Origin of the sequence: Sphingomonas adhaesiva (genome assembly GCF_036946125.1) — a bacterium.
Lineage (GTDB): Bacteria > Pseudomonadota > Alphaproteobacteria > Sphingomonadales > Sphingomonadaceae > Sphingomonas > Sphingomonas adhaesiva_A.
Genome location: NZ_JAQIJT010000002.1, coordinates 657,827 through 680,604, shown reverse-complemented (window position 1 = coordinate 680,604; position 22,778 = coordinate 657,827). Strand labels below are relative to the sequence as shown.

23 protein-coding genes are annotated in these 22,778 nt (G+C 69.8%); 17 read left to right on the top strand and 6 right to left on the bottom strand.

Translation table 11 applies throughout. The features are described 5' to 3' along the window. Window positions 1-35: 35 nt before the first annotated feature. A complete protein-coding gene (locus PGN23_RS09470; protein WP_335302635.1) occupies window positions 36-1,622 on the bottom strand; it encodes a hypothetical protein in 1,587 nt (528 codons plus the stop codon). Between the two features lie 259 nt (window positions 1,623-1,881). On the opposite strand from PGN23_RS09470, the gene PGN23_RS09465 reads away from it, so the two are divergent. From PGN23_RS09465 to PGN23_RS09395, 15 genes are all read left to right on the top strand, one after another. After that, window positions 1,882-2,454: a NifU family protein gene (locus PGN23_RS09465; RefSeq protein WP_335302634.1), complete on the top strand. Its 573-nt coding sequence runs from the start codon at window positions 1,882-1,884 to the stop codon at window positions 2,452-2,454. A gap of 50 nt (window positions 2,455-2,504) precedes the next feature. Then, entirely contained in the window at window positions 2,505-3,098 is a 594-nt protein-coding gene (locus PGN23_RS09460) for a malonic semialdehyde reductase (RefSeq protein WP_335302633.1), read from the top strand. Between the two features lie 165 nt (window positions 3,099-3,263). Then, window positions 3,264-3,884, top strand: a complete 621-nt coding sequence (tsaB, locus tag PGN23_RS09455; RefSeq protein ID WP_335302632.1) for a tRNA (adenosine(37)-N6)-threonylcarbamoyltransferase complex dimerization subunit type 1 TsaB — start codon at window positions 3,264-3,266, stop codon at window positions 3,882-3,884. Next, window positions 3,881-4,351, top strand: a complete 471-nt coding sequence (gene rimI, locus PGN23_RS09450) for a ribosomal protein S18-alanine N-acetyltransferase (protein WP_335302631.1) — start codon at window positions 3,881-3,883, stop codon at window positions 4,349-4,351. Before tsaB ends, rimI begins: the two co-directional genes overlap by 4 nt. Window positions 4,352-4,419: 68 nt before the next feature. Continuing rightward, the gene (locus PGN23_RS09445; protein WP_335302630.1) at window positions 4,420-4,839 is read left to right on the top strand and encodes a Fur family transcriptional regulator; all 420 of its coding nucleotides are present in this window, start codon (window positions 4,420-4,422) and stop codon (window positions 4,837-4,839) included. A 55-nt stretch (window positions 4,840-4,894) separates the two neighbouring features. Beyond that, the gene (locus PGN23_RS09440) at window positions 4,895-5,605 is read left to right on the top strand and encodes a lysophospholipid acyltransferase family protein (RefSeq protein WP_335302629.1); all 711 of its coding nucleotides are present in this window, start codon (window positions 4,895-4,897) and stop codon (window positions 5,603-5,605) included. A gap of 39 nt (window positions 5,606-5,644) precedes the next feature. After that, window positions 5,645-7,003: a tRNA (N6-isopentenyl adenosine(37)-C2)-methylthiotransferase MiaB gene (gene miaB / locus PGN23_RS09435; protein WP_335302628.1), complete on the top strand. Its 1,359-nt coding sequence runs from the start codon at window positions 5,645-5,647 to the stop codon at window positions 7,001-7,003. Window positions 7,004-7,072: 69 nt separating this feature from the next. Continuing rightward, a complete protein-coding gene (locus PGN23_RS09430; protein ID WP_335302627.1) occupies window positions 7,073-7,966 on the top strand; it encodes an AsnC family protein in 894 nt (297 codons plus the stop codon). A 146-nt stretch (window positions 7,967-8,112) separates the two neighbouring features. Continuing rightward, a complete protein-coding gene (locus PGN23_RS09425) occupies window positions 8,113-9,111 on the top strand; it encodes a PhoH family protein (RefSeq protein WP_335302626.1) in 999 nt (332 codons plus the stop codon). A gap of 82 nt (window positions 9,112-9,193) precedes the next feature. Beyond that, the gene (locus PGN23_RS09420) at window positions 9,194-9,403 is read left to right on the top strand and encodes a hypothetical protein (protein ID WP_335302625.1); all 210 of its coding nucleotides are present in this window, start codon (window positions 9,194-9,196) and stop codon (window positions 9,401-9,403) included. Beyond that, window positions 9,400-9,810, top strand: coding sequence for a type II toxin-antitoxin system VapC family toxin (locus PGN23_RS09415; RefSeq protein ID WP_335302624.1), 411 nt, complete (start codon window positions 9,400-9,402; stop codon window positions 9,808-9,810). The genes PGN23_RS09420 and PGN23_RS09415 overlap by 4 nt, the downstream gene beginning before the upstream one ends. Beyond that, window positions 9,807-10,316: an rRNA maturation RNase YbeY gene (gene ybeY, locus PGN23_RS09410; protein ID WP_335302623.1), complete on the top strand. Its 510-nt coding sequence runs from the start codon at window positions 9,807-9,809 to the stop codon at window positions 10,314-10,316. The genes PGN23_RS09415 and ybeY overlap by 4 nt, the downstream gene beginning before the upstream one ends. A gap of 10 nt (window positions 10,317-10,326) precedes the next feature. Next, window positions 10,327-11,238 (top strand): hemolysin family protein, encoded by a 912-nt coding sequence (locus PGN23_RS09405; RefSeq protein WP_335302622.1) that lies wholly within the window; start codon window positions 10,327-10,329, stop codon window positions 11,236-11,238. A gap of 258 nt (window positions 11,239-11,496) precedes the next feature. Next, window positions 11,497-13,719, top strand: a complete 2,223-nt coding sequence (gene katG / locus PGN23_RS09400) for a catalase/peroxidase HPI (RefSeq protein WP_335302621.1) — start codon at window positions 11,497-11,499, stop codon at window positions 13,717-13,719. A 487-nt stretch (window positions 13,720-14,206) separates the two neighbouring features. After that, window positions 14,207-15,535, top strand: coding sequence for a PQQ-dependent sugar dehydrogenase (locus tag PGN23_RS09395; protein WP_335302620.1), 1,329 nt, complete (start codon window positions 14,207-14,209; stop codon window positions 15,533-15,535). A 224-nt stretch (window positions 15,536-15,759) separates the two neighbouring features. Here PGN23_RS09395 and PGN23_RS09390 read toward each other — a convergent pair whose 3' ends face one another. Together PGN23_RS09390 and PGN23_RS09385 are read right to left on the bottom strand one after the other, a co-directional pair. Further along, entirely contained in the window at window positions 15,760-16,062 is a 303-nt protein-coding gene (locus PGN23_RS09390; protein WP_335302619.1) for a polyhydroxyalkanoic acid system family protein, read from the bottom strand. Further along, window positions 16,059-16,493, bottom strand: a complete 435-nt coding sequence (locus tag PGN23_RS09385) for a VOC family protein (RefSeq protein WP_335302618.1) — start codon at window positions 16,491-16,493, stop codon at window positions 16,059-16,061. Before PGN23_RS09385 ends, PGN23_RS09390 begins: the two co-directional genes overlap by 4 nt. A 341-nt stretch (window positions 16,494-16,834) precedes the next feature. Between PGN23_RS09385 and lnt the strand changes: the two genes are divergently transcribed. Further along, window positions 16,835-18,364, top strand: a complete 1,530-nt coding sequence (gene lnt / locus PGN23_RS09380; protein ID WP_335302617.1) for an apolipoprotein N-acyltransferase — start codon at window positions 16,835-16,837, stop codon at window positions 18,362-18,364. Window positions 18,365-18,409: 45 nt separating this feature from the next. Then, window positions 18,410-19,612 (top strand): methionine adenosyltransferase, encoded by a 1,203-nt coding sequence (gene metK / locus PGN23_RS09375; protein WP_335302616.1) that lies wholly within the window; start codon window positions 18,410-18,412, stop codon window positions 19,610-19,612. Window positions 19,613-20,258: 646 nt separating this feature from the next. Here metK and PGN23_RS09370 read toward each other — a convergent pair. Genes PGN23_RS09370 through PGN23_RS09360 form a run of 3 tightly spaced genes read right to left on the bottom strand, consistent with a single transcriptional unit; the run spans window position 20,259 to window position 22,774 of the window. Continuing rightward, window positions 20,259-21,317 carry an NAD(P)H-dependent flavin oxidoreductase gene (locus tag PGN23_RS09370; protein ID WP_443019806.1) on the bottom strand — a complete coding sequence of 353 codons (1,059 nt, stop codon included), beginning with the start codon at window positions 21,315-21,317 and terminating at the stop codon, window positions 20,259-20,261. Further along, entirely contained in the window at window positions 21,317-21,943 is a 627-nt protein-coding gene (locus tag PGN23_RS09365; RefSeq protein ID WP_335302614.1) for a phosphatase PAP2 family protein, read from the bottom strand. The genes PGN23_RS09370 and PGN23_RS09365 overlap by 1 nt, the downstream gene beginning before the upstream one ends. A 48-nt stretch (window positions 21,944-21,991) precedes the next feature. Further along, window positions 21,992-22,774 carry a hypothetical protein gene (locus tag PGN23_RS09360; RefSeq protein WP_335302613.1) on the bottom strand — a complete coding sequence of 261 codons (783 nt, stop codon included), beginning with the start codon at window positions 22,772-22,774 and terminating at the stop codon, window positions 21,992-21,994. Window positions 22,775-22,778: the final 4 nt, after the last annotated feature.

The following is a 22,778-nucleotide window of genomic DNA, read 5'->3' as shown; positions in this document are numbered from 1 at the left end:
GGCGACCGCCGGCCGCCCGCGGGAAGTGGCGACGATCAGTTCGGCAGGCTGGTGCACGCGCTCGAACGGTTGCCGAAGTTCGCCCGGTCCGAGTTGCAGGTCCACCCCTGGTACCAGGTGTCGGTGGAGCCGTTCACCGCGCCGACGTAGCTGGTGCGCACCAGGAACGAGGTGCCCGCGGGGTTGAGCGTCGCGGCGTTGAACGCGGTCGCGGACGTCGCGGCCCCGGCCGGCAGGTACGTGCCCGTCAGCAGGCCCGTACCGCTCTCCAGGTTGTTCGTGCCCGCGGTGAACACCGCGCGCTGCTCCGCCTCGGTGACGGTGATGCTGTTGACCGCCGTTTCCGCGTACGGCTGCGCGCAGCCGAACAGCACCGAGCTGAACACCGGAGGCCCGTTGTCCTCCAGCCCGGCATTCGCCGGACGGATCGTCGACTTGCCCTGCGCATCGACGCCCGCGACGATGTTGAGGCAGGCCCGCGGGCCGGTCACGATGCCGTTGACGAACGTGGCGTCGGCACCGCCGCGCAGGCGGATCGCGGCGTTGGTCGCGGTCGAGGTCTGGACGAAGGTGAAGTTCGCCAGCGTGTAGCGCTGACGCGGCAGCGCATCCTCGTTGCCGTTGGAGTCGATCTCGGTCGAATAGTTGTCGGTCTGGTTGTTGTTCGGCTTCTGGATCGCCAGCACGAACTGGGCGAAGCCCTGCCAGCCCACATCGGTATCCAGGCCGTCGTCGTCCGCGCCGGTCAGCACCAGGTAGCGCAGGTTGGTGCGGCCGCCGAACACCTCGATGCCGTCGTCCGACGAATTGTGGACCTGAACGTGGTCGACCACCGTACCCGAGCCGGTGCCGGCGAGGGTCAGGCCCTGAAGCTCGTTGTTGGGCGAGATGACGGTGCCCGAGTAGCGGATCTGGACATAGCGGATGATACCCGAACTGTCGGTCGCGGTCGCACCGCCGTACAGCGCGGTCGTGGTGCCCTCGACCACGTTCTCGCACTGCGCGCTGCCCGGCGTGACGGTCGCGTTGCAGTTGGAGATCGGCGCGCGGCCCGCCATGATGATGCCGCCCCACCGCCCCTGCGTCTCGTCGGTGACGGTGCCGAGCAGATTTTCCTGCGTGGTGAAGATGATCGGCAGCGTCTCCGAACCCTCGGCGTTCAGGCGCGAGCCGCGGTTGACCACCATATAGTCGTTGTCGCCGTTCGTCGTGTTGGCATAGACGATGACGCCCGGCGCGATGCTCAGCGTCGCCGATGCGCCGCCCACGGCCGTGCCGGCCCCGCCGACGTCGACGCCCACGTCGACGCGGCCGTTGATCTCATAGGCGACGCCCGGCAGGCGCGCGAGCGACAGCGTGCCTTCGATCCGGCTCGGCAGGCGGCAGCCGCGGTAGTTGCCGACGACGCCCGCGTCGATCGTGTTGCTCGGGCAGGATGCGGCGGGCACGCCCGACGTGGGGGTCGGCGACGGCGAGGTGGTGGGCGACGGCGTCGGCGTGCCGACGCCCGGCGGGAACGACCCCTCGCCCGGCGACGCGATGTCGTCAGCGCCGCCGCACGATGCGAGGAACAGGCAGGCGGTGGTCGCGAGCAGGGTGCGACGGCGCGTGAAGCTGAGCATGAAACACTCCCTAATGATGGCGGGTCCGTCCCCCGGAACCCGGACGCGGCACCGGGCTGCTGCCCATCCGCTTTCGTCCTGGGAGCGCCGCTAGGCGCGTTGCGTGACACGCAAATGCAGGTTTGGAGACAGCCGCATGACTCATCCATGTCGGTTGCGTGACAATGTCCCGGCGCCGGACGCTCGGCTTCGGGCGGAGAAACGATCCCTTTCGCGCCCGGCGCTTGATCCGCGCGCGCGCGCGGGCCACATCGCAGCGATGCTGATCGAAACCGAAGCCACCCCGAACCCCGCCACGCTGAAGTTCCTGCCGGGTCGCACCGTCATGGACGCGGGGACCCGCGACTTCGCCACGCCGGAGGAAGCGGAGGCCAGCCCGCTGGCCGAGGCGCTGTTCGGGCTGGGCGATGTCACCGGCGTGTTCTTCGGGCGCGACTTCGTCTCGGTCACGGTGGCGCCCGGCGTCGACTGGCGCGAGGCCAAGCCCGACGTGCTCGCGATCCTGATGGATCACTTCACCGCGCAGATGCCGCTGTTCCGCGCGCCCTCCGCCGGCTTCTCGGTCCCGCCCGAGGAGGAGGCGTTCGCCGACGATCCCGCCGATGCGGATATCGTCGCGCAGATCCGCGACCTGATCGAGACGCGCGTGCGCCCCGCGGTCGCCAACGACGGCGGCGACATCGTCTATCGCGGCTTCGACAAGGGCCGCGTCTATCTGCGCATGCAGGGGGCGTGCGCCGGCTGCCCCTCGTCCAGCGCGACGCTGAAGAACGGCATCGAGCAGCTGCTGCGCCACTATGTCCCCGAGGTTACCGAGGTGCGCGCGGTCTGACGCGCGCGCGCTCCGTCTTGCCTTCCCTCCCTTTCGCTACCGGGTGAACCATGTCCCACATCCTCGACGATGCCGCGCTCGACCAGCTGTTCCGCACCGCGCGCAGCTACAACGGCTATCGTGACCAGCCGGTGGGCGAGGATACGCTGCGCGCCATCTGGGACCTCATGAAGATGGGGCCGACCTCCGCCAATCAGCTGCCCGCGCGGCTGGTCTGGTGCGTGTCGGACGAGGCCAAGGCCAAGGTGGCGGATGCCTGCTCCGCGGCGAACAAGCCCAAGGTGCTGAACGCGCCGGTCACGGTCGTGCTGGGCATGGACATCGATTTCCACGAGCATCTGCCCGAGCTGTTCCCGCACACCGATGCGAAGGCGTGGTTCGACGGCAACCGCGCGCTGCGGGAGGCATCGGCGTTCCGCAATTCCTCGCTCCAGGGCGGCTATTTCATCATGGCGGCGCGCGCGCTGGGGCTCGATACCGGGCCGATGTCGGGGTTCGACGCGGGGGCGGTGGACAACGCGTTCTTCGCCGACACGCCGTCGGTGAAGACCAACTTCATCTCCACGCTCGGCTACGGCGACCCGTCGACCATCTTCGACCGCAGCCCGCGCCCGGCGTTCGAGAAGTTCAACCGTATCGTTTGATGCCGTTTTCCGCGCTCGACACCTTCGTCACCCCGGGCTTGACCCGGGGTCCCGCTTTCCTCCGGCGGTCGTGAAACAGCGGGACCCCGGCTCAAGGCCGGGGTGACGGCGGATCGACGTGGTCTTGCATCTCAACCTCTCCCACGCGACAGCCGAACGCATCTCATGTCCACCCGCACCCTCGTCATCGACACCGCCACCGCCGCCTGCTCCGTCGCGCTCTTCGATGGAGCGACCCTGATCGATGCGCGTCACGACGTCGTCGGACGCGGCCATGCCGAACGGCTGGTGCCGATGATCGCGGATCTGGCGGGCGGCGGGCGTGCCTCGCGCATCCTGGTGGATGTCGGCCCCGGCAGCTTCACCGGGATCCGCGTCGGTATCGCCGCCGCGCGCGGTCTGGCGCTGGGTTGGGGCGCGAGGCTGTCGGGCTATGGCACGCTGGCGATCATCGCCGCCGCGGCGCTGGACGGCGGCCCGCTTGCGGTCGTGACCGAAGGCGGGCACGGTGAGGTCTTCATGCAGGCCTTCGACGCTCCGTTCGCCGCCCTCGACGCGCCGCGCTCGCTGACGCCGCAGGCCGCGCTCGCCGCGCTGGACGGACGTCGCGCGGTCGGCACGGGCACGCGCTGGCTCGCCGCGCTCGACGATCGTGTTCCCCGCGACGACACCCTGCCCGATGCGCGCCACGCGATGCTGTTGCCGGCAATCGAGCGCGCGCTGCCCGCCGCCCCCTTCTACGGTCGCGCGCCCGACGCGAAGCCGCCCGCGCCCCGCGCCGCATGACGACGCGCGTGATCGAGCTGTCGCACGGCGGCGCCGCCGATGCCGAGGCCGTCGAGCGGATCATGGCCCGCGCGTTCGACCCGCGCTTCGGCGAGGCGTGGACGCGCAGCCAGTGCGTCGGCATCCTGGCGATGCCCGGCGTCTGGCTGACGCTGGCGCATGTCGATGGCGCGCTGGCGGGCTTCGCGCTGTCGCGCGCGATCATGGACGAGGCGGAACTGCTGCTGATCGCGGTCGACCCGTCGCGCCGCCGCAGCGGAATCGGCGGCGCCCTGCTGCGCAGCGTGATCGCGGAGTGCGAGGGGCGCGGCGTGCGCCGTCTCCACCTGGAGGTGCGCGCCAACAACCCCGCGATCGCGCTCTATGTCGCGCACGGCTTCGCGCCGGTCGGCACGCGGCGCGACTATTATCGCAGCCGCAGCGGCGAGACGTTCGACGCCTGCACCTACGCCCGCGCGCTGGACTGACGCGATTTCGGCCTGTTGCGAGTCGGTAGCGCTTTTCGCAACAAGGGGTTCGCACTATCTACCCGTTCATGGCTCGCAAGATCGATCTCGAAGCATTGTGCCACGAAAAGGGGCTCCGCATCACCGAACAGCGCCGCGTCATCGCGCGCGTCCTGTCCGAGGCGGAGGATCATCCCGACGTGGAGAAGGTCTATGCCCGTTCCTCGGCGATCGATCCGGGCATTTCCATCGCCACGGTCTATCGCACGGTGCGTCTGTTCGAGGAGGCCGGCATCCTCGACCGCCACGATTTCGGCGACGGGCGCGCGCGCTACGAACCGTCGCCGGAGGCGCATCACGACCACCTGATCGATGTCGAGACGGGCAAGGTGATCGAGTTCGTCGATCCCGAGCTGGAGCTGCTGCAAAAGGCGATCGCGGAGCGCCTCGGCTTCCGCCTGGTCGATCACCGCATGGAGCTCTACGGCGTCTCGCTGAAGCGGGATTGAGCTCGTCTTCTCCCCGCCGCGTCGCCCCGGCCTTGAGGCTGGGTGACGAAGGGCCATGATCGCCCGCCGCTACGTCCGACTCGCCGCGCTGGTCCTCGTGCTGCCCGGCGCGCTGGTGCTCCACGGGCTTTGGCGTCTGGTCCGCGCGCCCTCCCCCTGGCCGCGACTGTTCCTCGGCACCGCCGCGCGGCTATTCGGCGCGCGCGCGCGCATCCTCGGGCGTCCGCTGCGGCGTGACGTCGTCTTCCTGTCGAATCATCTCAGCTGGATGGATATTCCGCTGCTCGCGGGGGCGACCGGCACCGCCTTCGTGGCGAAGGCGGAGCTGCGCGCGGTGCCGCTGATCGGCTGGCTGTGCACGCTCAACCGCACCATCTTCGTCAGCCGCGGCGATCGCATGGGGATCGAGCGGCAGGTGGCGGACCTGCGCGACGCGCTGGCGCACGCCTGGGCGATCGCGATCTTTCCGGAGGGGACGACGGGCGACGGCTCCACCCTCCTCCCGTTCAAGCCGGCGCTGCTCGCCGCGCTGGACCCCGCACCCGCCGGCCTGATGATCCAGCCCGTCCGGATCGACTATGGCGAGGCCACCGCGGAGCTCGCCTGGGTCGGCGACGAACACGGCAAGGACCACGCCGCCCGCGTCCTGAACCGCGCCGGGCGCTTCACCGCGACGCTCCACTTCCTGGAACCGTTCGTGCCCGAGGGCGGGCGCAAGGCGATCGCGGCGGAGGCGCGCGCGCGGATCGAGGCGGCCGGGCGCTGAACGCTGGCGACAACGCCTTCGCTGGGATATGGGACCGCCATGTCCGCACCCGTCCACGCCACGCCCAAGACCCCGCCGAAGACCTTCCACGTCAAGTCGTTCGGCTGCCAGATGAACGTCTATGACGGCGAGCGCATGGCGGAACTGATGGCCGCCGATGGCCTGACCGCGACCGACGATGCCGCCGCGGCCGATCTGGTCGTGCTCAACACCTGCCACATCCGCGAGAAGGCGACCGAGAAGGTCTATTCCGACATCGGCCGGCTGCGCAAGCACGCGCGCGAGCAGGATCGCGCCGCCCCGATGATCGCGGTGGCCGGCTGCGTCGCGCAGGCCGAGGGCGAGGAGATCGTGCGCCGCGCGAAGGTGGACGTGGTGGTCGGCCCGCAGGCCTATCACCATTTGCCGAAACTGGTCGCCGATGCCGCCGCGGGCACCCCCGCGCTCGATACCGACATGCCGCTGGCCTCCAAATTCGGCGCGTTGCCGGCGCGGCGGCGGGTGGGCGCGTCGGCGTTCCTGACGGTGCAGGAGGGGTGCGACAAATTCTGCACCTATTGCGTCGTCCCCTATACCCGCGGCGCGGAGGTCAGCCGCCCGTTCGACGCGATCGTCGAGGAAGCGCGCGCGCTGGTCGACGCCGGCGCGCGCGAGATCACGCTGCTGGGGCAGAACGTGAACGCGTGGAACGACGCCGACGACCGCGGGCTCCACGGGCTGATCCGCGCGCTGGACCGCATCCCCGGCCTGGCGCGCATCCGCTATACCACCAGCCACCCCAACGACATGACGCAGGGTCTGATCGACGCGCACCGCGACGTCGCGGCGCTGATGCCGTTCCTCCATCTGCCGGTGCAGGCCGGCAGCGACCGCGTGCTGCGCGCGATGAACCGCAGCCACACGCGCGACAGCTATCTGCGGCTGATCGACCGCATCCGCGCCGTCTGTCCGGACATCGCGCTGTCGGGCGATTTCATCGTCGGCTTCCCCGGCGAGACCGAAGCGGAGTTCGCCGAGACGATCGCGCTGGTCGACGCGGTCGGCTATGCGCAGGCGTTCAGCTTCAAATATTCGCCCCGCCCCGGCACCCCTGCCGCGACGATGGAGGCGCAGGTGGGCGACGCCGCGATGGACGACCGGCTGCAGCGGCTCCAGGCGGCGCTCAACCGCGACCAGGCCGCGTTCAACGCCGCGACCGTGGGCCGCCGCTGCACGATCCTGATCGAGCGACGCGGGAAACTGCCCGGCCAGTGGCTCGGCAAGTCGCCCTGGCTGCAATCGGTCCATGTCATCGGCGATCACGCGATCGGCGACATGGTGGAGGTCGACCTGACGCAAGCCGGACCGAATTCGCTGACGGGCCGGGTGACCGCGCCGGCCGCCGCGACCGCCTGCTGACGGACGGTGATTACCCGAATCGACGCAGCAGGGGTTCTTTTCTGAGGGAAGTTGGGCCGTAACGCGAACATGACCGTGTCTGCTCCGCCTCCCCCGCCCTTACGCGCGATGACGCGGCTGCTCGCGGAGATGCAGACGACGATCCTGTCCACCGCGCTGCCGCTGTTCGACGGGCGCGTCGACCGTTTCATGATCTTCACGCTGCTGGTGCGGCGGATGATCGACGGCGGCCGCCCCACCCCGGTGCTGGCGGTGGCCGAATCGCTCGGCCTGCCGTTCGAGACCACGCGCCGGCACGTCGCCGAACTCACCGCCGCCGGCTGGGTCGGGCGCGAGCGCGGCGGTATCGTCGTCCATGTCGGCGTGGAGGACGGCCCCGTCGCCCGGCTCGCCACCGTGACCCACGACGCAATGGTGCGCTTCATCGAGGATATGGGCGCGATCGACGCACTGCCCGATTATCCGCCGGCGGCGCGGCCCTATCATTGGTACGCCGGGCTGGCGGCGGCGGCGGACCTGATGCTGTCGGTCGCCAGCACCAATACCGAGACGCACCAGGACCGGATGGACCTCGTCCTCTTCTCCACGGTGCTGTGCGCCAGCAGTCGCGCGCTGACGCTCGACCCCGTGCTGGCGCGCGCCTACGCCACGCTGGACGTCGTCCCGCCGGAGGGGACCAAGCGCCCGGTGCGCACCCGTCGCCTCGCCGCGCTCCTGGGCCTGTCCGAGGCGACCGTCCGCCGCCGCATCGACCGCCTGATCGAGGGGCCGCTGGTGATGCTGGACGGCGGGCTGGTCACGCGCGAGGCATGGCTGTCCAGCCCGATGGCGCGCGAGGCGAGCGCGGCGAGCTACGCCAATCTGCGCCGCCTGATGGGAGCACTCGCGGCGCAGGGCTTCCCGTTCGACGCCCCGGCGAGCGCCTATCGCGCGGGCCGTCCGGCACCTGCGGCGTTCGACTGAGGGCGCCGGCCGCGACTTTTCGCTGTTCGCTGGGGCGTCGCGCTGCCACATTCGCCGGCGATGCCATTGCGTCGCCCCGACTCGCCCCCACATCGCACCTGCGGGTGCCGCGAGCCGTCCGCGTCCCTTCCCCGCACAGGAGCTGCATGAGCCGTAAACCCGTTCCCGCCCAGTCGGGCGAGCGTTCGCGCACCGAACTGCTGTTCGACCGTCCCCAGTTGCTGGCGCAGCTGTTCGGGCAATACGACCGCAACCTCGTGGCGCTCGAAAACCGGCTCGGCGTCTATATCACCGCGCGCGGCAACCGTGTCGGGCTGGAGGGTACCGCGGAGCAGGTGGCGCTGGCGCGCGACGTGCTCCACGACCTGTACGCGCGGATCCAGCGCGGCGAGGAGGTCGACGGCGGGCTGGTCGACGCCTCGATCGCGATGGCGTCCGAGCCGGTGCTGGACGGCATCATCTCGACCGAGCGTGCGCCCGCGCCCTCGGTGATGATCCGCACCCGCAAGAAGACGATCGTCCCGCGCACCCCAGCACAGGCGCATTACATGCGTGAGCTGACCACGCACGACATGATCTTCGCGCTCGGCCCGGCGGGCACGGGCAAGACCTATATCGCGGTCGCGCAGGCGGTGGCGCAGCTCATCACCGGCAGCGTCCAGCGGCTTATCCTGTCGCGTCCCGCGGTGGAGGCGGGCGAGCGGCTCGGCTTCCTGCCCGGCGACATGAAGGAGAAGGTCGATCCGTACCTGCGCCCGCTCTACGACGCGCTGTACGATTGCCTGCCCGCCGAACAGGTCGAGCGCCGCATCGCGTCGGGCGAGATCGAGATCGCGCCGATCGCGTTCATGCGCGGGCGCACGCTGGCGGACGCCTTCGTGATCCTGGACGAGGCGCAGAACACCACCCCGGCGCAGATGAAGATGTTCCTGACCCGCTTCGGCCAGAACAGCCGCATGGTGATCTGCGGCGATCCCAACCAGACCGACCTTCCCGGCGGCGTCGCGGCGAGCGGCCTGGCCGACGCCACGATCCGGCTGGAGGGGGTGGAGGGCATCTCGCTCTGCCGCTTCACCGCCGCCGACGTCGTCCGTCACCCGATTGTCGGCCGCATCGTGGAGGCGTATGAGGGAGCGGACGGTTGAGATGAACGCACCCCCTTCGCCTTTGAGCCGCGGCGAGCGGCAGGCGCTGTCCGCGCCTTTCCTCATCGAAGACGAGGAGGTCGTGCGCGCGATCGCTCGGCTGGCGGACGAGCGGGGAACCGCCATGCACGAGATCGTCGCCCGCGCGGTCGAGGATTATGCCCGTCGCCATTCGCTCGCCACGCCCGCTCCGGATTGGTTGCAGCGTTATTGGCGCGAGCACCCGCTCCCGCTCCCGACCGGCCTGGAAGCGGACAAGCGCTTCTACGATACGCTCAACGACGAAGAGTGAAGGTCTTCGTCGACGCCTCCGCGATCGTCGCCATGATCGGGCGCGAGCCCGAGGCGACGACCTTCGGCCACGTGATCGGCAACGCATCGACGCGGCTCACCTCGCCGATCGCGATCTGGGAGGCGGCACGAGCGGTATCGCGCGTGCGCCGGGTCGACATGGAGGAAGCCCGGATCCTGGTCGCCGATTTCTTGCGCGATGCCCATGTCGGGTTGATCGATATCGATCGGAACGACGCGGATGTCGCGATCGACGCCCACATACGTTTCGGAAAAGGGATACATCCAGCCGGGCTGAACATGGGCGACTGCTTCGCCTACGCCAGCACGCGCCGTCACGCGGACACGATCCTGTTCAAGGGTGATGACTTCGCGCAGACCGATCTGAAGGACGCCACGCTCGCATGATCCACATCGAACTCGCCCGTGAAGAGCCCTGGCCCGATGGCCGCTGGGACGAGCTGGCCAACGCCGCCGCGCGCGCCGCGATCGCGCACACGCCTTACGGCGGGTTGCTGACGACCCGCGCGCATGTCGAGATCAGCGTGCGGCTGACCTCGGACGAGGAGGTGCGCACGCTCAACCACCAGTACCGGGCGAAGGACAAGGCGACCAACGTCCTGTCCTTCCCCATGGTGCAGCGCGACCTGATCGACACCGTCAGCCAGAATTCGGACGATGGCGAGGTGCTGCTGGGCGACATCGTGCTCGCGCACGGCGTCTGCGTGGCGGAGGCCGGCGAGCGCGGGATCGGAACCGACGATCATCTCGCGCATCTGGTGGTGCATGGCGTGCTGCATCTGCTAGGATACGACCATCTGACCGACGACGAGGGGGATGCGATGGAGGAGATCGAGCGTGCGGCGCTCGCCGACCTCGGCATCGCGGACCCCTATCTGATAAGAGAGGGCTGAACGGGCGGCGATGGCCGAGGACCGAAGTAGCGCCGGCAACGGCGAGCATCACGACAGCGGCATCTTCGCCGGATTGCGCAACCTGATCTTCGGCGAGCAGCACGAGGAGACGCTGCGCGACCAGCTGGAGGAGGCGATCGACCGGCACGAGGACGATCCCGCGCCCGACGCCAAGGGCGACCTGACCCCGCTCGAGCGGCAGATGCTGCGCAACCTGCTCCATTTCGGCGAGCGCGATGCCGGCGACGTGGGCGTGCCCCGCGCCGACGTGATCGCGGTGGAGGAGGCGACGACCTTCGGCCATCTGGTGCAGGTGTTCGCGGAGGCCGGGGTCAGCCGCCTGCCGGTCTATCGCGGCAGCTTGGATCACATCATCGGCATGGTCCACATCAAGGACGTGTTCGCGATCCTGGCCGCGGGCGGCGAGCATCCGGCCTCGATCGAGGCGCTGATCCGCCAGCCGCTGTACGTGCCGATGAGCCGCGGCGCGCTCGACCTGCTGGCCGACATGCGCCAGTCGCGCATCCACCTGGCGGTGGTGCTCGACGAATATTCGGGCACCGAGGGCCTGGTCACGATCGAGGATCTGATCGAGGAGATCGTCGGCGAGATCGAGGACGAGCATGACGAAGCGCCTGAGGCGCTGCTGGTCCCGCTCGACGGCGGGGCATGGGAAGTCGACGCGCGGATGGAACTGGAGGACGTCGGCAAGACCGTCGACCCCCGCCTCGCCGCGGCGGAAAGCGACGTCGACACGATCGGCGGGCTGACCGCGGTGCTGGCGGGCCACGTGCCGCAACCGGGCGATTGCCTGGATCATCCCAGCGGCTGGCGGATCGAGGTCGTCGACGCCGACGAGCGCCGGATCAACCGCCTGCGCCTCCATCCGCCGGTTCCGGTGCCGGAGGATGCGGAGGACTGAGCTCGCCACGCCTGCCGCGCACGGAACGTCACCCCGGGCTCGTCCCGGGGTCCAGGGTTCCGCGCGCCGATGGTCGTCGGGGGGGCGCGGAACCCTGGATGCCGGGACAAGCCCGGCATGACGAGAAGGCTCTAATCGCCTCTCTCAATCACACCCTGCGCGATTTCGCATTTTCCCGATCGAACCGATCCGGCTAACGTACGTCATCAAAGGTTCGCGAGCCGCCGCCATGCTGCGGCGGCATTAGGAGAAGAGACGATGGACGCCATCACCGAAGGTAGCCCGATCAACGATCCGAAGAAGCAGCCGGCCGCCATGCGCACGCTGCTCGGCCGGACCGCGAAGGACTGGTGGCCGGAATCGCTGTCGGTCGACATCCTCCATCAGCAGGGCAAGTCCGGCAATCCGTTCGGCGACGACTTCGATTATGCGGCCGAGTTCCTGAAGCTCGACCTGAAGGCGGTGAAGGCGGACCTGACCGCGCTGATGACCGACAGCCAGCCGTGGTGGCCGGCCGACTACGGGCATTACGGCCCCTTCTTCATTCGCATGGCGTGGCATTCGGCGGGCACCTACCGCACCGGCGACGGCCGCGGCGGCTCGTCGGCGGGGCAGCAGCGGTTCGCCCCGCTCAACTCGTGGCCGGATAACGGCAACCTCGACAAGGCGCGCCGCCTGCTGTGGCCGGTCAAGCAGAAGTATGGCCGCGCGCTCAGCTGGGCCGACCTGTTCATCCTGGCGGGCAACGTCGCGATCGAATCGATGGGCGGCCCGACCTTCGGCTTCGGCGGCGGACGCGAGGACGTGTTCGAGCCCGAAAAGGACGTGTACTGGGGCACCGAGGAAGAGTGGCTCGGCCAGACCCGCATCGACGAGGAGGCGGGCCTCGCGCTCGAAAGCCCGCTTGCCGCGATCCAGCACGGCCTGATCTACGTGAACCCGGAGGGTCCGGGCGGCTGCCCCAATCCGATGGGCTCGGCGCGCGACATGCGCGAGACGTTCGCGCGGATGGGCATGAACGACGAGGAAACCGCCGCGCTGACCGCGGGCGGCCACACCTTCGGCAAGGCGCATGGCGCGGGCGATCCCAAGCACGTCGGCCGCGAGCCGGAGGGTGCGGACATCGCGTCGCAGGGCCTGGGCTGGGCGTCGACGCATGAAAGCGGTATGGGCGATCACACGATCACCTCGGGTCTTGAGGGTGCGTGGACGCCCACCCCGACGACCTGGGACATGACCTATTTCGACATGCTGCTCGACCATGAGTACGAGCTGGTGAAGAGCCCGGCGGGCGCGCATCAGTTCCAGCCCGTCGGCAATCCGGAAGAGACGCTGGCCCCGGCCGCGCACACCCCGGGCAAGAAGGTGCCGACGATGATGTCGAGCGCCGACATGGCGCTGAAGGTCGACCCCAAGTACCGCGAGATCATGGAGAAGTTCCGCGCCGACCCGGCGTACTTCGCCGATGCCTGGGCGCGTGCGTGGTTCAAGCTGTGCCACCGCGACATGGGGCCGAAGGCGCGCTATTTGGGTTCGGAAGTGCCGCAGGAGGACCTGATCTGGCAGGATCCGATCCCGGCGGTCGACCACGCCCTGATCGACGAGGCGGACGTGTCGGCGCTCAAGGCGAAGCTGCTCGACAGCGGCCTGTCGGTGCAGGACCTGGTCAAGACCGCCTGGGCCTCGGCCTCGACCTTCCGCGGGTCGGACAAGCGCGGCGGCGCGAACGGCGCGCGCATCCGCTTCGCCCCCCAGCGCGACTGGGAGGTCAACGATCCCGAGAACCTCACCCGCGTGCTCGGGGTGCTGGAGCAGGTCAAGCGCGACTTCGACGGCGCGGCGGCGGGCGGCAAGAAGGTGTCGATCGCCGACCTGATCGTGCTGGGCGGCGCCGCGGCGGTGGAGAAGGCGGCGAAGGACGCCGGCCATGACGTGACCGTGCCGTTCACCCCCGGCCGTGCCGACGCGCTGGAGGAGCAGACCGATGCGGAGAGCTTCGACGTGCTGGAGCCCAAGGCGGACGGCTTCCGCAACTACCTCCAGGTGAAGTTCAACGTGCCGACCGAGGAGCTGCTGGTCGATCGCGCGCAGCTGCTGGGTCTCACCGCACCGGAGATGACGGTGCTGGTCGGCGGTCTGCGCGTCCTCGGCGCCAATGCGCAGGGCAGCGAGCACGGCGTGTTCACGAAGCGCGTGGGGCAGCTGACCAACGACTTCTTCGTCAACCTGCTCGACATGGGCACGGCGTGGAAGCAGGTCAGCGACGAGAGCGACGAGGAGTTCGTCGGCACCGACCGCGCCACGCGCGAGCAGAAGTGGACCGCGTCGCGCACCGACCTGGTGTTCGGCTCCAACTCGCAGCTGCGTGCGCTGGCGGAGGTCTATGCCTGCGACGACGCGAAGGAGAAGTTCGTCGCCGATTTCGTGAAGGCATGGAACAAGGTTATGGATGCTGACCGATTTGATCTGGTCCGCCACTGAATGATGGGGTAGTAACCCCCTGAGGAATCGGAAGGGATCGTCGGGCGGCACGGCCGCCCCGTCGGTCCCTTCCTCCGTTACCGGCCATGTATGCCCTTCGGGTCGCCCGAGTGCTGCCTGGCTGGGGGTCGTCGGTGTGCCCCCCACATCGGCGACCTTTCGTGTCGGACGCGCCGTTCCCCCGCCGGGGAGCGGCGCGTTTTCGTTCCGATCTCTCCCCATCCCGCCGTACCTTCCCCGGCGAGGCCGAAAACCGCGTTTCGAAACGGCTGGTACGGTGCCGCGCATTCGCCGTGCTCCTGCGCAGGCAGGAGCCCAGGGGTGCAGGTCCCATAAGACGTTGCTCCGCTTGGGCCCGGGGCTCCTGCCTGCGCAGGAGCACGGTGGCCATTTTTGCAAAGGTCCCCCCAAGCAGGGTGGCGCTGTCGGAAACGTGCTCAGGCGTCCCCCCATTGCCGCCCCCTCGCGCGCACCTTAGATCGTTACCATGCGCAGACACCTATTCGCCGTCCTCGGCCTCATCGTCCTCGTCGCGGTCGCGGTGGTCGCCTATCTCGCCTGGCCCGATGCGGCGCGCCTCAGCGTCGCGGATGTGTCCGGCCAGCGCCCCGTCATCTCATCCCCGCGCGAGCAGGTGCTGCCCACGGTCAAGACCGCCAAGCCGGTCGGCTGGGCCGCCGGGCAGACCCCGACCCCGGCCGCTGGCTTACGCGTCGCGGCATTCGCCACCGGGCTCGATCATCCGCGCTGGCTGTACCGCCTGCCCAACGGCGACGTCCTGGTGGCGGAGACGAACTCGCCCCCGCGCGAGGGCGGCGGAATCACCGGCTGGGTGATGAAGCTGCTGATGGGCCGCGTCGGCGCGGGCGTCCCCTCCGCCAACCGCATCACGCTGCTGCGCGACGCGAACGGCGACGGCGTGGCGGAGGTGAAGACCCCGTTCATGACCGGGCTCAACTCGCCCTACGGCATGGCGCTGTTCCAGGGGCAGCTCTATATCGCGAACACCGACGCGCTGGTCCGCGTGCCCTATACCGACGGCCAGACCCGCATCACCGCCACGCCCGAGCTGGTCGTCAAGCTCCCCGGCGGCGGCAACCACTGGGCGCGCAACGTCATTCCGGCGGAGGACGGGCGCACGCTCTACGTCTCGGTCGGATCGTCGTCGAACATCGCCGAGAACGGCATCGAGCGCGAACGCTTCCGCGCCGCGATCCTCCAGGTCTATCCCAAGGAAAAGACGTTCCGCGTCTTCGCCGCCGGCATCCGCAATCCCAACGGCATGGCGCTGGTCCCCGGCAGCAACCGGCTGTGGACCGTGTCGAACGAACGCGACATGCTCGGCTCCGACCTCGTCCCCGATTACCTGACCGCGGTCGAGATGGGCGATCACTTCGGCTGGCCGTGGTATTATTGGGGCGGCTACGTCGACCCGCGCGTCGAGCCCAAGAACCCGCAGCTCCAGCAATATTCGAAGCGCCCCGATTATGCGCTGGGCCCGCACGTCGCCGCGCTGGGCCTGACCTTCGCCGATCAGGCGAAGCTCGGCGACCGCTTCGCGCGCGGCGCGTTCATCGGCGAGCACGGCTCGTGGAACCGCAAGCCGCTGTCGGGGTACAAGGTCGTCTACGTTCCCTTCACGGCGCAGGGCTGGCCGGTGGCGGGCGCCAAGCCGGTCGACGTGCTGACCGGGTTCGTCGACGACGACGGCCGGGCACGCGGTCGCCCCGTCGGGGTCGTCACCGACCGCACCGGCGGGCTGCTGGTGGCGGACGACGTGGGCAACGCGATCTGGCGGGTGAGCGCGGGGCGGTAAGGAGCCTGCCCGTCCCCATCACGACGTCACCCCGGACCTGTTCGAGACTTCTGCGAAACTCAGTCCCTTGTTCCCCGGCGAGATTGTCGAGCGATCCACGACGTTCGCAGAGGTCTCGACGTGTTCCGGGGTCCAGGGTTCCGCGTTACGCAGGGCGTGAGGGGCGCGGGGCCCTGGATGCCGGAACAAGTCCGGCATGACGAGGTGCCGTCGGGGCGCGCCGTTCACTCCAGCAGTTTCGGCCCGTCCTTCTGCAGCTTCGCGCGGATCTGTTCCGCGAACATGCCCAGGAACCCCGGCAGCACGAACGTCGCATGCACGTTGCGCTCCGCCACCGCGAGTTCGACCGCGATCCGCTGCCCCATCCCCTCGACCGTGAAATGCAGCGTGTCGCCCTCCCAGCGATGCTCGCTGACATGCCCGCCGGGGATGTAGCCGGCCAGCTTGCCGAACCCGCCCTCGATCCGCTGCCGCGCGCCCGCGACGCCCAGCTGGTGCGGCAGGTCGACCTCGATCGGTTGCGTCATGCGGCGTCCCTTCCCGTGGCGAAGAGCTGGGCGTCGTCGGCGAACGCCTTGAACTCCAGCGCGTTGCCGCTGGGGTCGCGGAAGAACATCGTCGCCTGCTCCCCCGCCTGCCCCTTGAAGCGGATATGCGGCGCGATCCCGAACGCGACGCCCGCCGCCTCCACCCGCGCCGCCAGCGCGTGCCAGTCGGGCATGGTCAGCACGATGCCGAAATGCGGCACCGGCACGTCGTGCCCGTCGACGGCGTTGGTCACCGCCACCGGCTGCGCCGCGGGATCGAGGTGCGCGACGATCTGATGCCCGCCGAAGTCGAAGTCGATCCATTCATCGCTCGACCGCCCCTCCACGCAGCCCAGCACGCCCCCGTAGAAGGCGCGCGCCGCGGCGAGATCGTGGACGGGAAAGGCGAGGTGGAAGGGTCTGAGTGTCATGCGGGCATGATACACGACCGCGACAGCGGAGGGGAAGCCTGTCGCTAATCCGTCACCCCGGCCTTGAGCGGGGCCTTTGCAAAGCAGGTGCAGCGGCCCCGAGCCCACGCCGTGCTCCTGCGCAGGCAAAAGCCCAGGGCCAAGCAGAACAACGCCTTATGGGACCTGCAACTCCGGGCTCCTGCCTGCGCAGGAGCCCGATGTAACCTTTTGCAAAGGTCCCGCCTTGAGCCGGGGTCCCGCTTTCTCTCGACCGTGGCAAGGGAGCGGGACCCAGGGTCAGACCCGGGACCACGCAGCCCCCTCCCCCCGCCCCCGCCGATCGTCTAGGACGCCCGCCCATGAGATTCCCCGCGCTCATCGCCCTCGTCCTCGGCGCGATCGTCGCCTGCGCGTTCGCGCCGCTCGACGCATGGTGGGCGGCATTCCCCGCGCTCGCGCTCTGGATGGCACTGGTCCATGCCGCGCCCACGATGCGCCAGGCGCTGTGGCGCGGCTGGGCGTTCGGGGTCGGGCATTTCACGATCAACGACAATTGGATCCAGCACGCCTTCACCTTTCAGGATCAGATGCCGCCGGTGCTGGGCTATGCCGCGCCGTTCGCGCTGGCGCTGTATCTCGCGGTCTATCCGATGATCGCCGCGGGGCTTGCGTGGCGGGTGCGGCGCGCGCGGATCGACACCGCGTGGGTGCTGTTCTTCGCCGCGGCGTGGATCGCGAGCGAATGGCTGCGCAGCTGGGTCTTCACGGGCTATGCCTGGGACCCGCTCGGGGTCGCGTGGCTCGGCCTTCCGCTCGACGACATGGCGCTGCTGGCGCGCGACATCGGCACCTATGCGCTGTCGGGCGTGTTCGTGCTCTTCGCCGGCGCGCTGTTGCTCGCCGCCCGCCGCCGCCGGGCGCTGCCGGTCGCGGTCGTGGCGCTGCTGCTGGTGCAGGTCGTGCGCGGCGCGCTCGACGTGCCGCCGTCGCAGGCGACCACCGCCCCGCGCGTCGTTACGGTCCAGCCCGACGTGCCGCAGGACCAGCGCGGCGAGAGCGATCAGGCGATGATGCTCGCGCGCCTCGTCCGCCTGTCGGGCCGCCCCGGCGCGGTGCCGCGGCTGGTGCTGTGGCCGGAGGGCGTGATCCGCGACTTCATCGAGGACGACTACCCGCTCTGGGTCTATGGCGACACCAGTCCGTGGGCGACGCGCGCGCGCATGGCCTCGGTGCTCGGCCCGCGCGACCTGCTGATGACCGGGGGTACCGCGCTCCAGTTCGATCGCAGGGGCGATGTGGCGACCGCGACCAACTCGGTCTTCGTCCTCGACCATCGCGCGCGCATCCTGCGGCGCTACGACAAGGCGCATCTGGTCCCCTACGGCGAATATCTGCCGATGCCCTGGCTGCTGCGTCCGCTCGGCCTGTCGCGGCTGGTGCCCGGCGACATGGACTTCCTGCCCGGTCCGGGGCCGCGCACGCTGAACCTGCCCGGCTTCGGCGCGATCGGCGTTCAAGTCTGCTACGAGATCATCTTCTCGGGCCATGTCACCGACCGCGCCCGCCGCCCGCGGATGATCTTCAACCCCTCGAACGAGGCGTGGTTCGGCACCTGGGGCCCGCCGCAGTTCCTGCGTCAGGCGCAATTGCGCGCGATCGAGGAAGGGCTGCCGATCGTCCGTGCCACGCCCAACAGCAACACCTCCGTCATCTCCGCGGATGGCGAGGTGCTGGGCAACGTGCCGCATCACCGCGCGGGCGCGATCGACCTGCCGCTGCCCCCCGCCCGCCCGCCGACGCTCTTCGCCCGCGTCGGCAACGCGATGGCCGCGATCGTCGCACTGCTGCTGTGCGCGGGGGCGATTGCAATGCGCCGCCGCCGGGGATAAGACATAAAGGCATCTTTATATCGTTATCTCTTTATCGGAGCGCCCATGCGTCAGTCGTTCATCTTCACCTCCGAGTCGGTGTCCGAGGGCCATCCGGACAAGGTCGCTGACCAGATTTCGGACGCCATCGTCGATCTGTTCCTGTCGAAGGACCCCGAGGCGCGCGTCGCGTGCGAGACGCTGACGACGACGCAGCTCGTCGTGCTGGCGGGCGAAATCCGCGGCAAGGGGATCATGGACGCCGACGGCAACTGGGCCGAGGGCGTGAAGGACGAGATCGAGAAGGCCGTCCGCGATACCGTGAAGCGCATCGGCTACGAGCAGTCGGGCTTCCACTGGCAGACCTTCCGTTTCGAGAACAACCTGCACCCGCAGTCGGCGCACATCGCGATGGGCGTGGACGAGAGCGGCAACAAGGACGAGGGCGCCGGCGACCAGGGCATCATGTTCGGCTATGCGACCGACGAGACGCCCGGCCTGATGCCCGCGACGCTCTATTACAGCCACAAGATCCTGGAGCGCATGGCCGCCGACCGCCACTCGGGCGCGGCGCCGTTCCTGGAGCCGGACGCCAAGAGCCAGGTGACGCTGCAATATGAGAACGAGATGCCGGTCAAGGCGACCGCGCTCGTCGTCTCGACCCAGCATTCGGCCGAGCTGTCGAACGAGGCGGGCCAGGCGAAGCTGCGCGATTATGTGAAGGGCGTCTTCGCCGACGTCCTGCCCGAGGGCTGGTTGCCCGAAGAGGGCAAGATCTACGTCAACCCGACCGGGCTGTTCGAGATCGGCGGGCCGGACGGCGACGCGGGGGTGACGGGCCGCAAGATCATCGTCGACACCTACGGCGGTGCCGCGCCGCACGGCGGCGGCGCGTTCAGCGGCAAGGACCCGACCAAGGTCGACCGCTCGGCCGCCTATGTCGCGCGCTATCTGGCGAAGAACGTCGTCGCCGCAGGGCTGGCGCGTCGCTGCACGATCCAGCTGTCCTACGCGATCGGCATCGCAGAGCCGCTGTCGGTCTATGTCGACCTGCACGGCACCGGCACCGTCGAGGAAGCGAAGCTGGAGGCCGCGCTGCCCAAGCTGGTCCGCCTGACGCCGAAGGGCATCCGCGAGCACCTGAAGCTCAACGCGCCGATCTATTCGAAGACCGCCGCCTACGGCCACTTCGGCCGCGACCCCGAGGGCGCGCTGTTCACCTGGGAAAAGACCGACCTGGTCGACGCGCTGAAGGCCGCCGTCGCCTGATCGCACCCGGGGCGGCCACGGCCGCCCCGGCCCGCGTTGCGCGGTGTGTTGCCGAGCGTGGCGACGTACGGGAAATCTGGCCCCCGCCCACGAACCTCACTTCCTCGTTCCCCGGCGAAGGCGGGACCTTTGCACAAGTCCGAAACCTCCTCCGTTCCCCGGCGAAGGCGCGACCATTGCAAAACGGGTGTAACGGCACCGAGCCCACACCGTGCTCCTGCGCAGGCAGGAGCCTAGGGCCAAGCACATCAACACCTTATGGGACCGGCAACCCCGTGCTCCTGCCTGCGCAGGAGCACGGTATGGCCTTTTGAAAACGTCCCGCGAAGGCCGGGGTTCAACTGGGGACGGTCGGCACTATATCGCGCAGCCACGCCAACTGGGCCGCGGCCTTCGCCGGGGAACGGTTAGACTGCCGAGCGGAGCGGTGGATGCCGGGACAAGGCTTTCCTGAGCTTGTCGAAGGGCCCGGCATGACGGGGAAAGCATCAGTGAGCCGCTCGGCACCTGCAAGGCGGGTGACAGCGTGCAACCTCCCCGTTGACCCACCCGTCACCCCGGACATGTTCCGGAGTCCACGGTTCGGCAAACTCGCCCGCAACGAATGTGCGACGTCGTGAATGCACGGACACGCTAGCCATGCCGGTCACGCCCCGCGCGACGCCGCCCGCCACTCGCGCGCCAGCGTCTCCACCAGCGCCCGCGCCGGCATCGCACGCGCCAATGGCGCCCCCTGCCCCGCCCATTGTGCGCCGAAACCGCTCTCGCCACACGCCAGCGCCGCCGCGTGAAGCGCCTTTCCCACGTCGTAGGCGCGCGGATAATCGGGCACCTCCGCCTCCCATCCCTCCCCCAGCGCGGTGAACAGGTTCGCCAGCGCCCGCGCGGGGCGTCCCGAGATCGCGCGCGTCATTACCGTACGGTACGCCGCTTCGCCGAATAGCGCCGCGCGATAGCCCGCATCCGCCGCCGATTCGTCACAGCCGACGAACGCCGTGCCCAATTGCGCCGCTACCGCACCCAGATCGAGTGCCGCGGCGATGCCCGCGCCGTTCATGATGCCGCCCGCGGCGATCACCGGCAGCGCCGTCGCGCGCACCAGCAGCGGCACCAGCGCCATCGTCCCCAGCGCCGGATCGTCCGCGTCGGCATCGAACAGGCCGCGATGCCCGCCCGCCTCGATCCCCTGCGCGACGATTCCGTCGATCCCCGCCGCGGCGATCGCGCGCGCCTCCGCCACGTTCGTCGCGGTGGCGAGCGTCACCACGCCCCTGGCCCGCAACGCCGCGATCACCTCCGCGCGCGGCAGGCCGAAATGGAAGCTGACCACCGGCGGCGCCGCCTCCACCAGCATCGCCTGCATCGCGTCGTCGTCCGCGAAACTGGTGTAGATCGTGCGCAACCCCTCTGGCGGCACCGCGCCGAAGCGCTCGAACGCTGCGCGCAACCGCTCGATCCATGCCGCTTCGCGCGCGGGATCGACCCCCGGCGCGGGGTGGACGAAGACATTGACGTTGAATGCCCGCGCCGTGCCCGCACGCACGCCCGCGATCATCGCCGCCGCGCCCGCCACGTCCGCCGCGCCGATGCCGATCGACCCCAGCGCTCCCGCCCCGGACACCGCCACCGCCATCGCCGGGGTCGACACGCCCGCCATCGGGGCCTGCACGATCGGCAGCGTGCACCCCAGCCGGTCTAGCCACATCAACTCGGATGCGCCTCGACCTCGGCCTCGGCGTCGCGTTGCGCGCGCTTCTCGACATAGCGGTCGACCGTGCCGATCGCCCAGCTCGCCAGCCGTTCCGACAGCCATCCGATCGCCGCGCCCGCCGCCACATCGGTCGCGTGGTGCGCCCCGCGCGGCACCTGCGCCGCGCCCGCGGCACCCGCCGCCAGCTTGACCGGCACCGCCACCGCCGGCACGTCATGCGCCACCGACTGCGCCACCGCCACCGCGCCCGCGGTATGGCCGGACGGAAAGGCGTTGCGGTCGGTGTCCGCGGTCCCGCTGCCCTTGGCCAGATGCGGGCCCGCCCCGCCCGCATCGGGCCGCGTGCGGTCGACGCTCGCCTTCAGCGCGGTCTTCAGGCCCGTCGCCAGCAGGTGACTCGCCAGCATCCGCGTGCCCGTCCGCGTCATCGCCGGTTTGCGCAGCACCGCACCCAGCGCCAGCGTCCCGACCGCCAGCGCCAACAGCGGCGGCTCGTCGGTCGCTTTCGCAACAGGTGACAGCAGCGCCGCCACGAACCCGCCGTCGTCGATGCTCAGCTTCCTGGTCACGCGATGCTCCTTTTCGGCCGCCTTGCGCGCCTTGTCCTTCTTCCTGCCCATCGCTGCGGCGTCTCCCTCGTCAACGCCCGCCCAACGCCTGCGCCCGCGTTAAGGCTGCACCGTCGCGGTATAGGCGCCGAACCGCTCCGCCAGCACCAGCCGCCCGCCATGCCACACCTGCACCCCGCCGCCCGCCTGCGCGGGGTCGGTGGAGGCCAGCACGCGATAGACATAGCCGCCGTTCTCGAACTGGTACACGCGGTTGCCCCCGCGCTGCGCCACCAGCCGCCCGTTGTCGATCGACAGCGAGGCGCGCGTGTCGCGCCCGCCCCAATTCTGCGGGACCTCCGGCAGGTTCGAATCGTCATTGTAGCTGCGATAGCGATAGCCGTTGCGCTCGGTCCGCGTGACCTGGATCGACCGCTTCGGCGTCACCCCCAGCACGCGCGTCTGCGGCGCGAAGCGGCAGCCGCTGGTGTCGTCGCCCAGCGTGATCGAGGTGACCGTCGGCGTCGTCGCGCCCGGCTCCACCACCCCGGGATTGACCGCATGGACATTGCCCAGCGCCCGCCCGCTCGCATCGGTCAGCGGATACCAGATCTGGCTCATCCCCGCCTCGCTCGGGCCGACGCGCACCTCCATCGTCCGCGTCGCCAGCCCCGGTTTGGCGAAGGCGGTCAGCGTCGCGGTGCGGTCGCGCGCCGGCGGCGACAGGGTGAAGACGCGGTCGCGGTTGACCGAGTCGCACACGAACACCACCGGCTGCCATCCCTGCCCCCGGTTCTGCATCGAAATGGATTGCCGCCCCGGCGTCAGCGGCTCCGGCATCTGGGCTATCGCCGCACCGCTCAGACCGATGACCGCTGCCGCCCCGATCGTCCACGCTCGCATGACC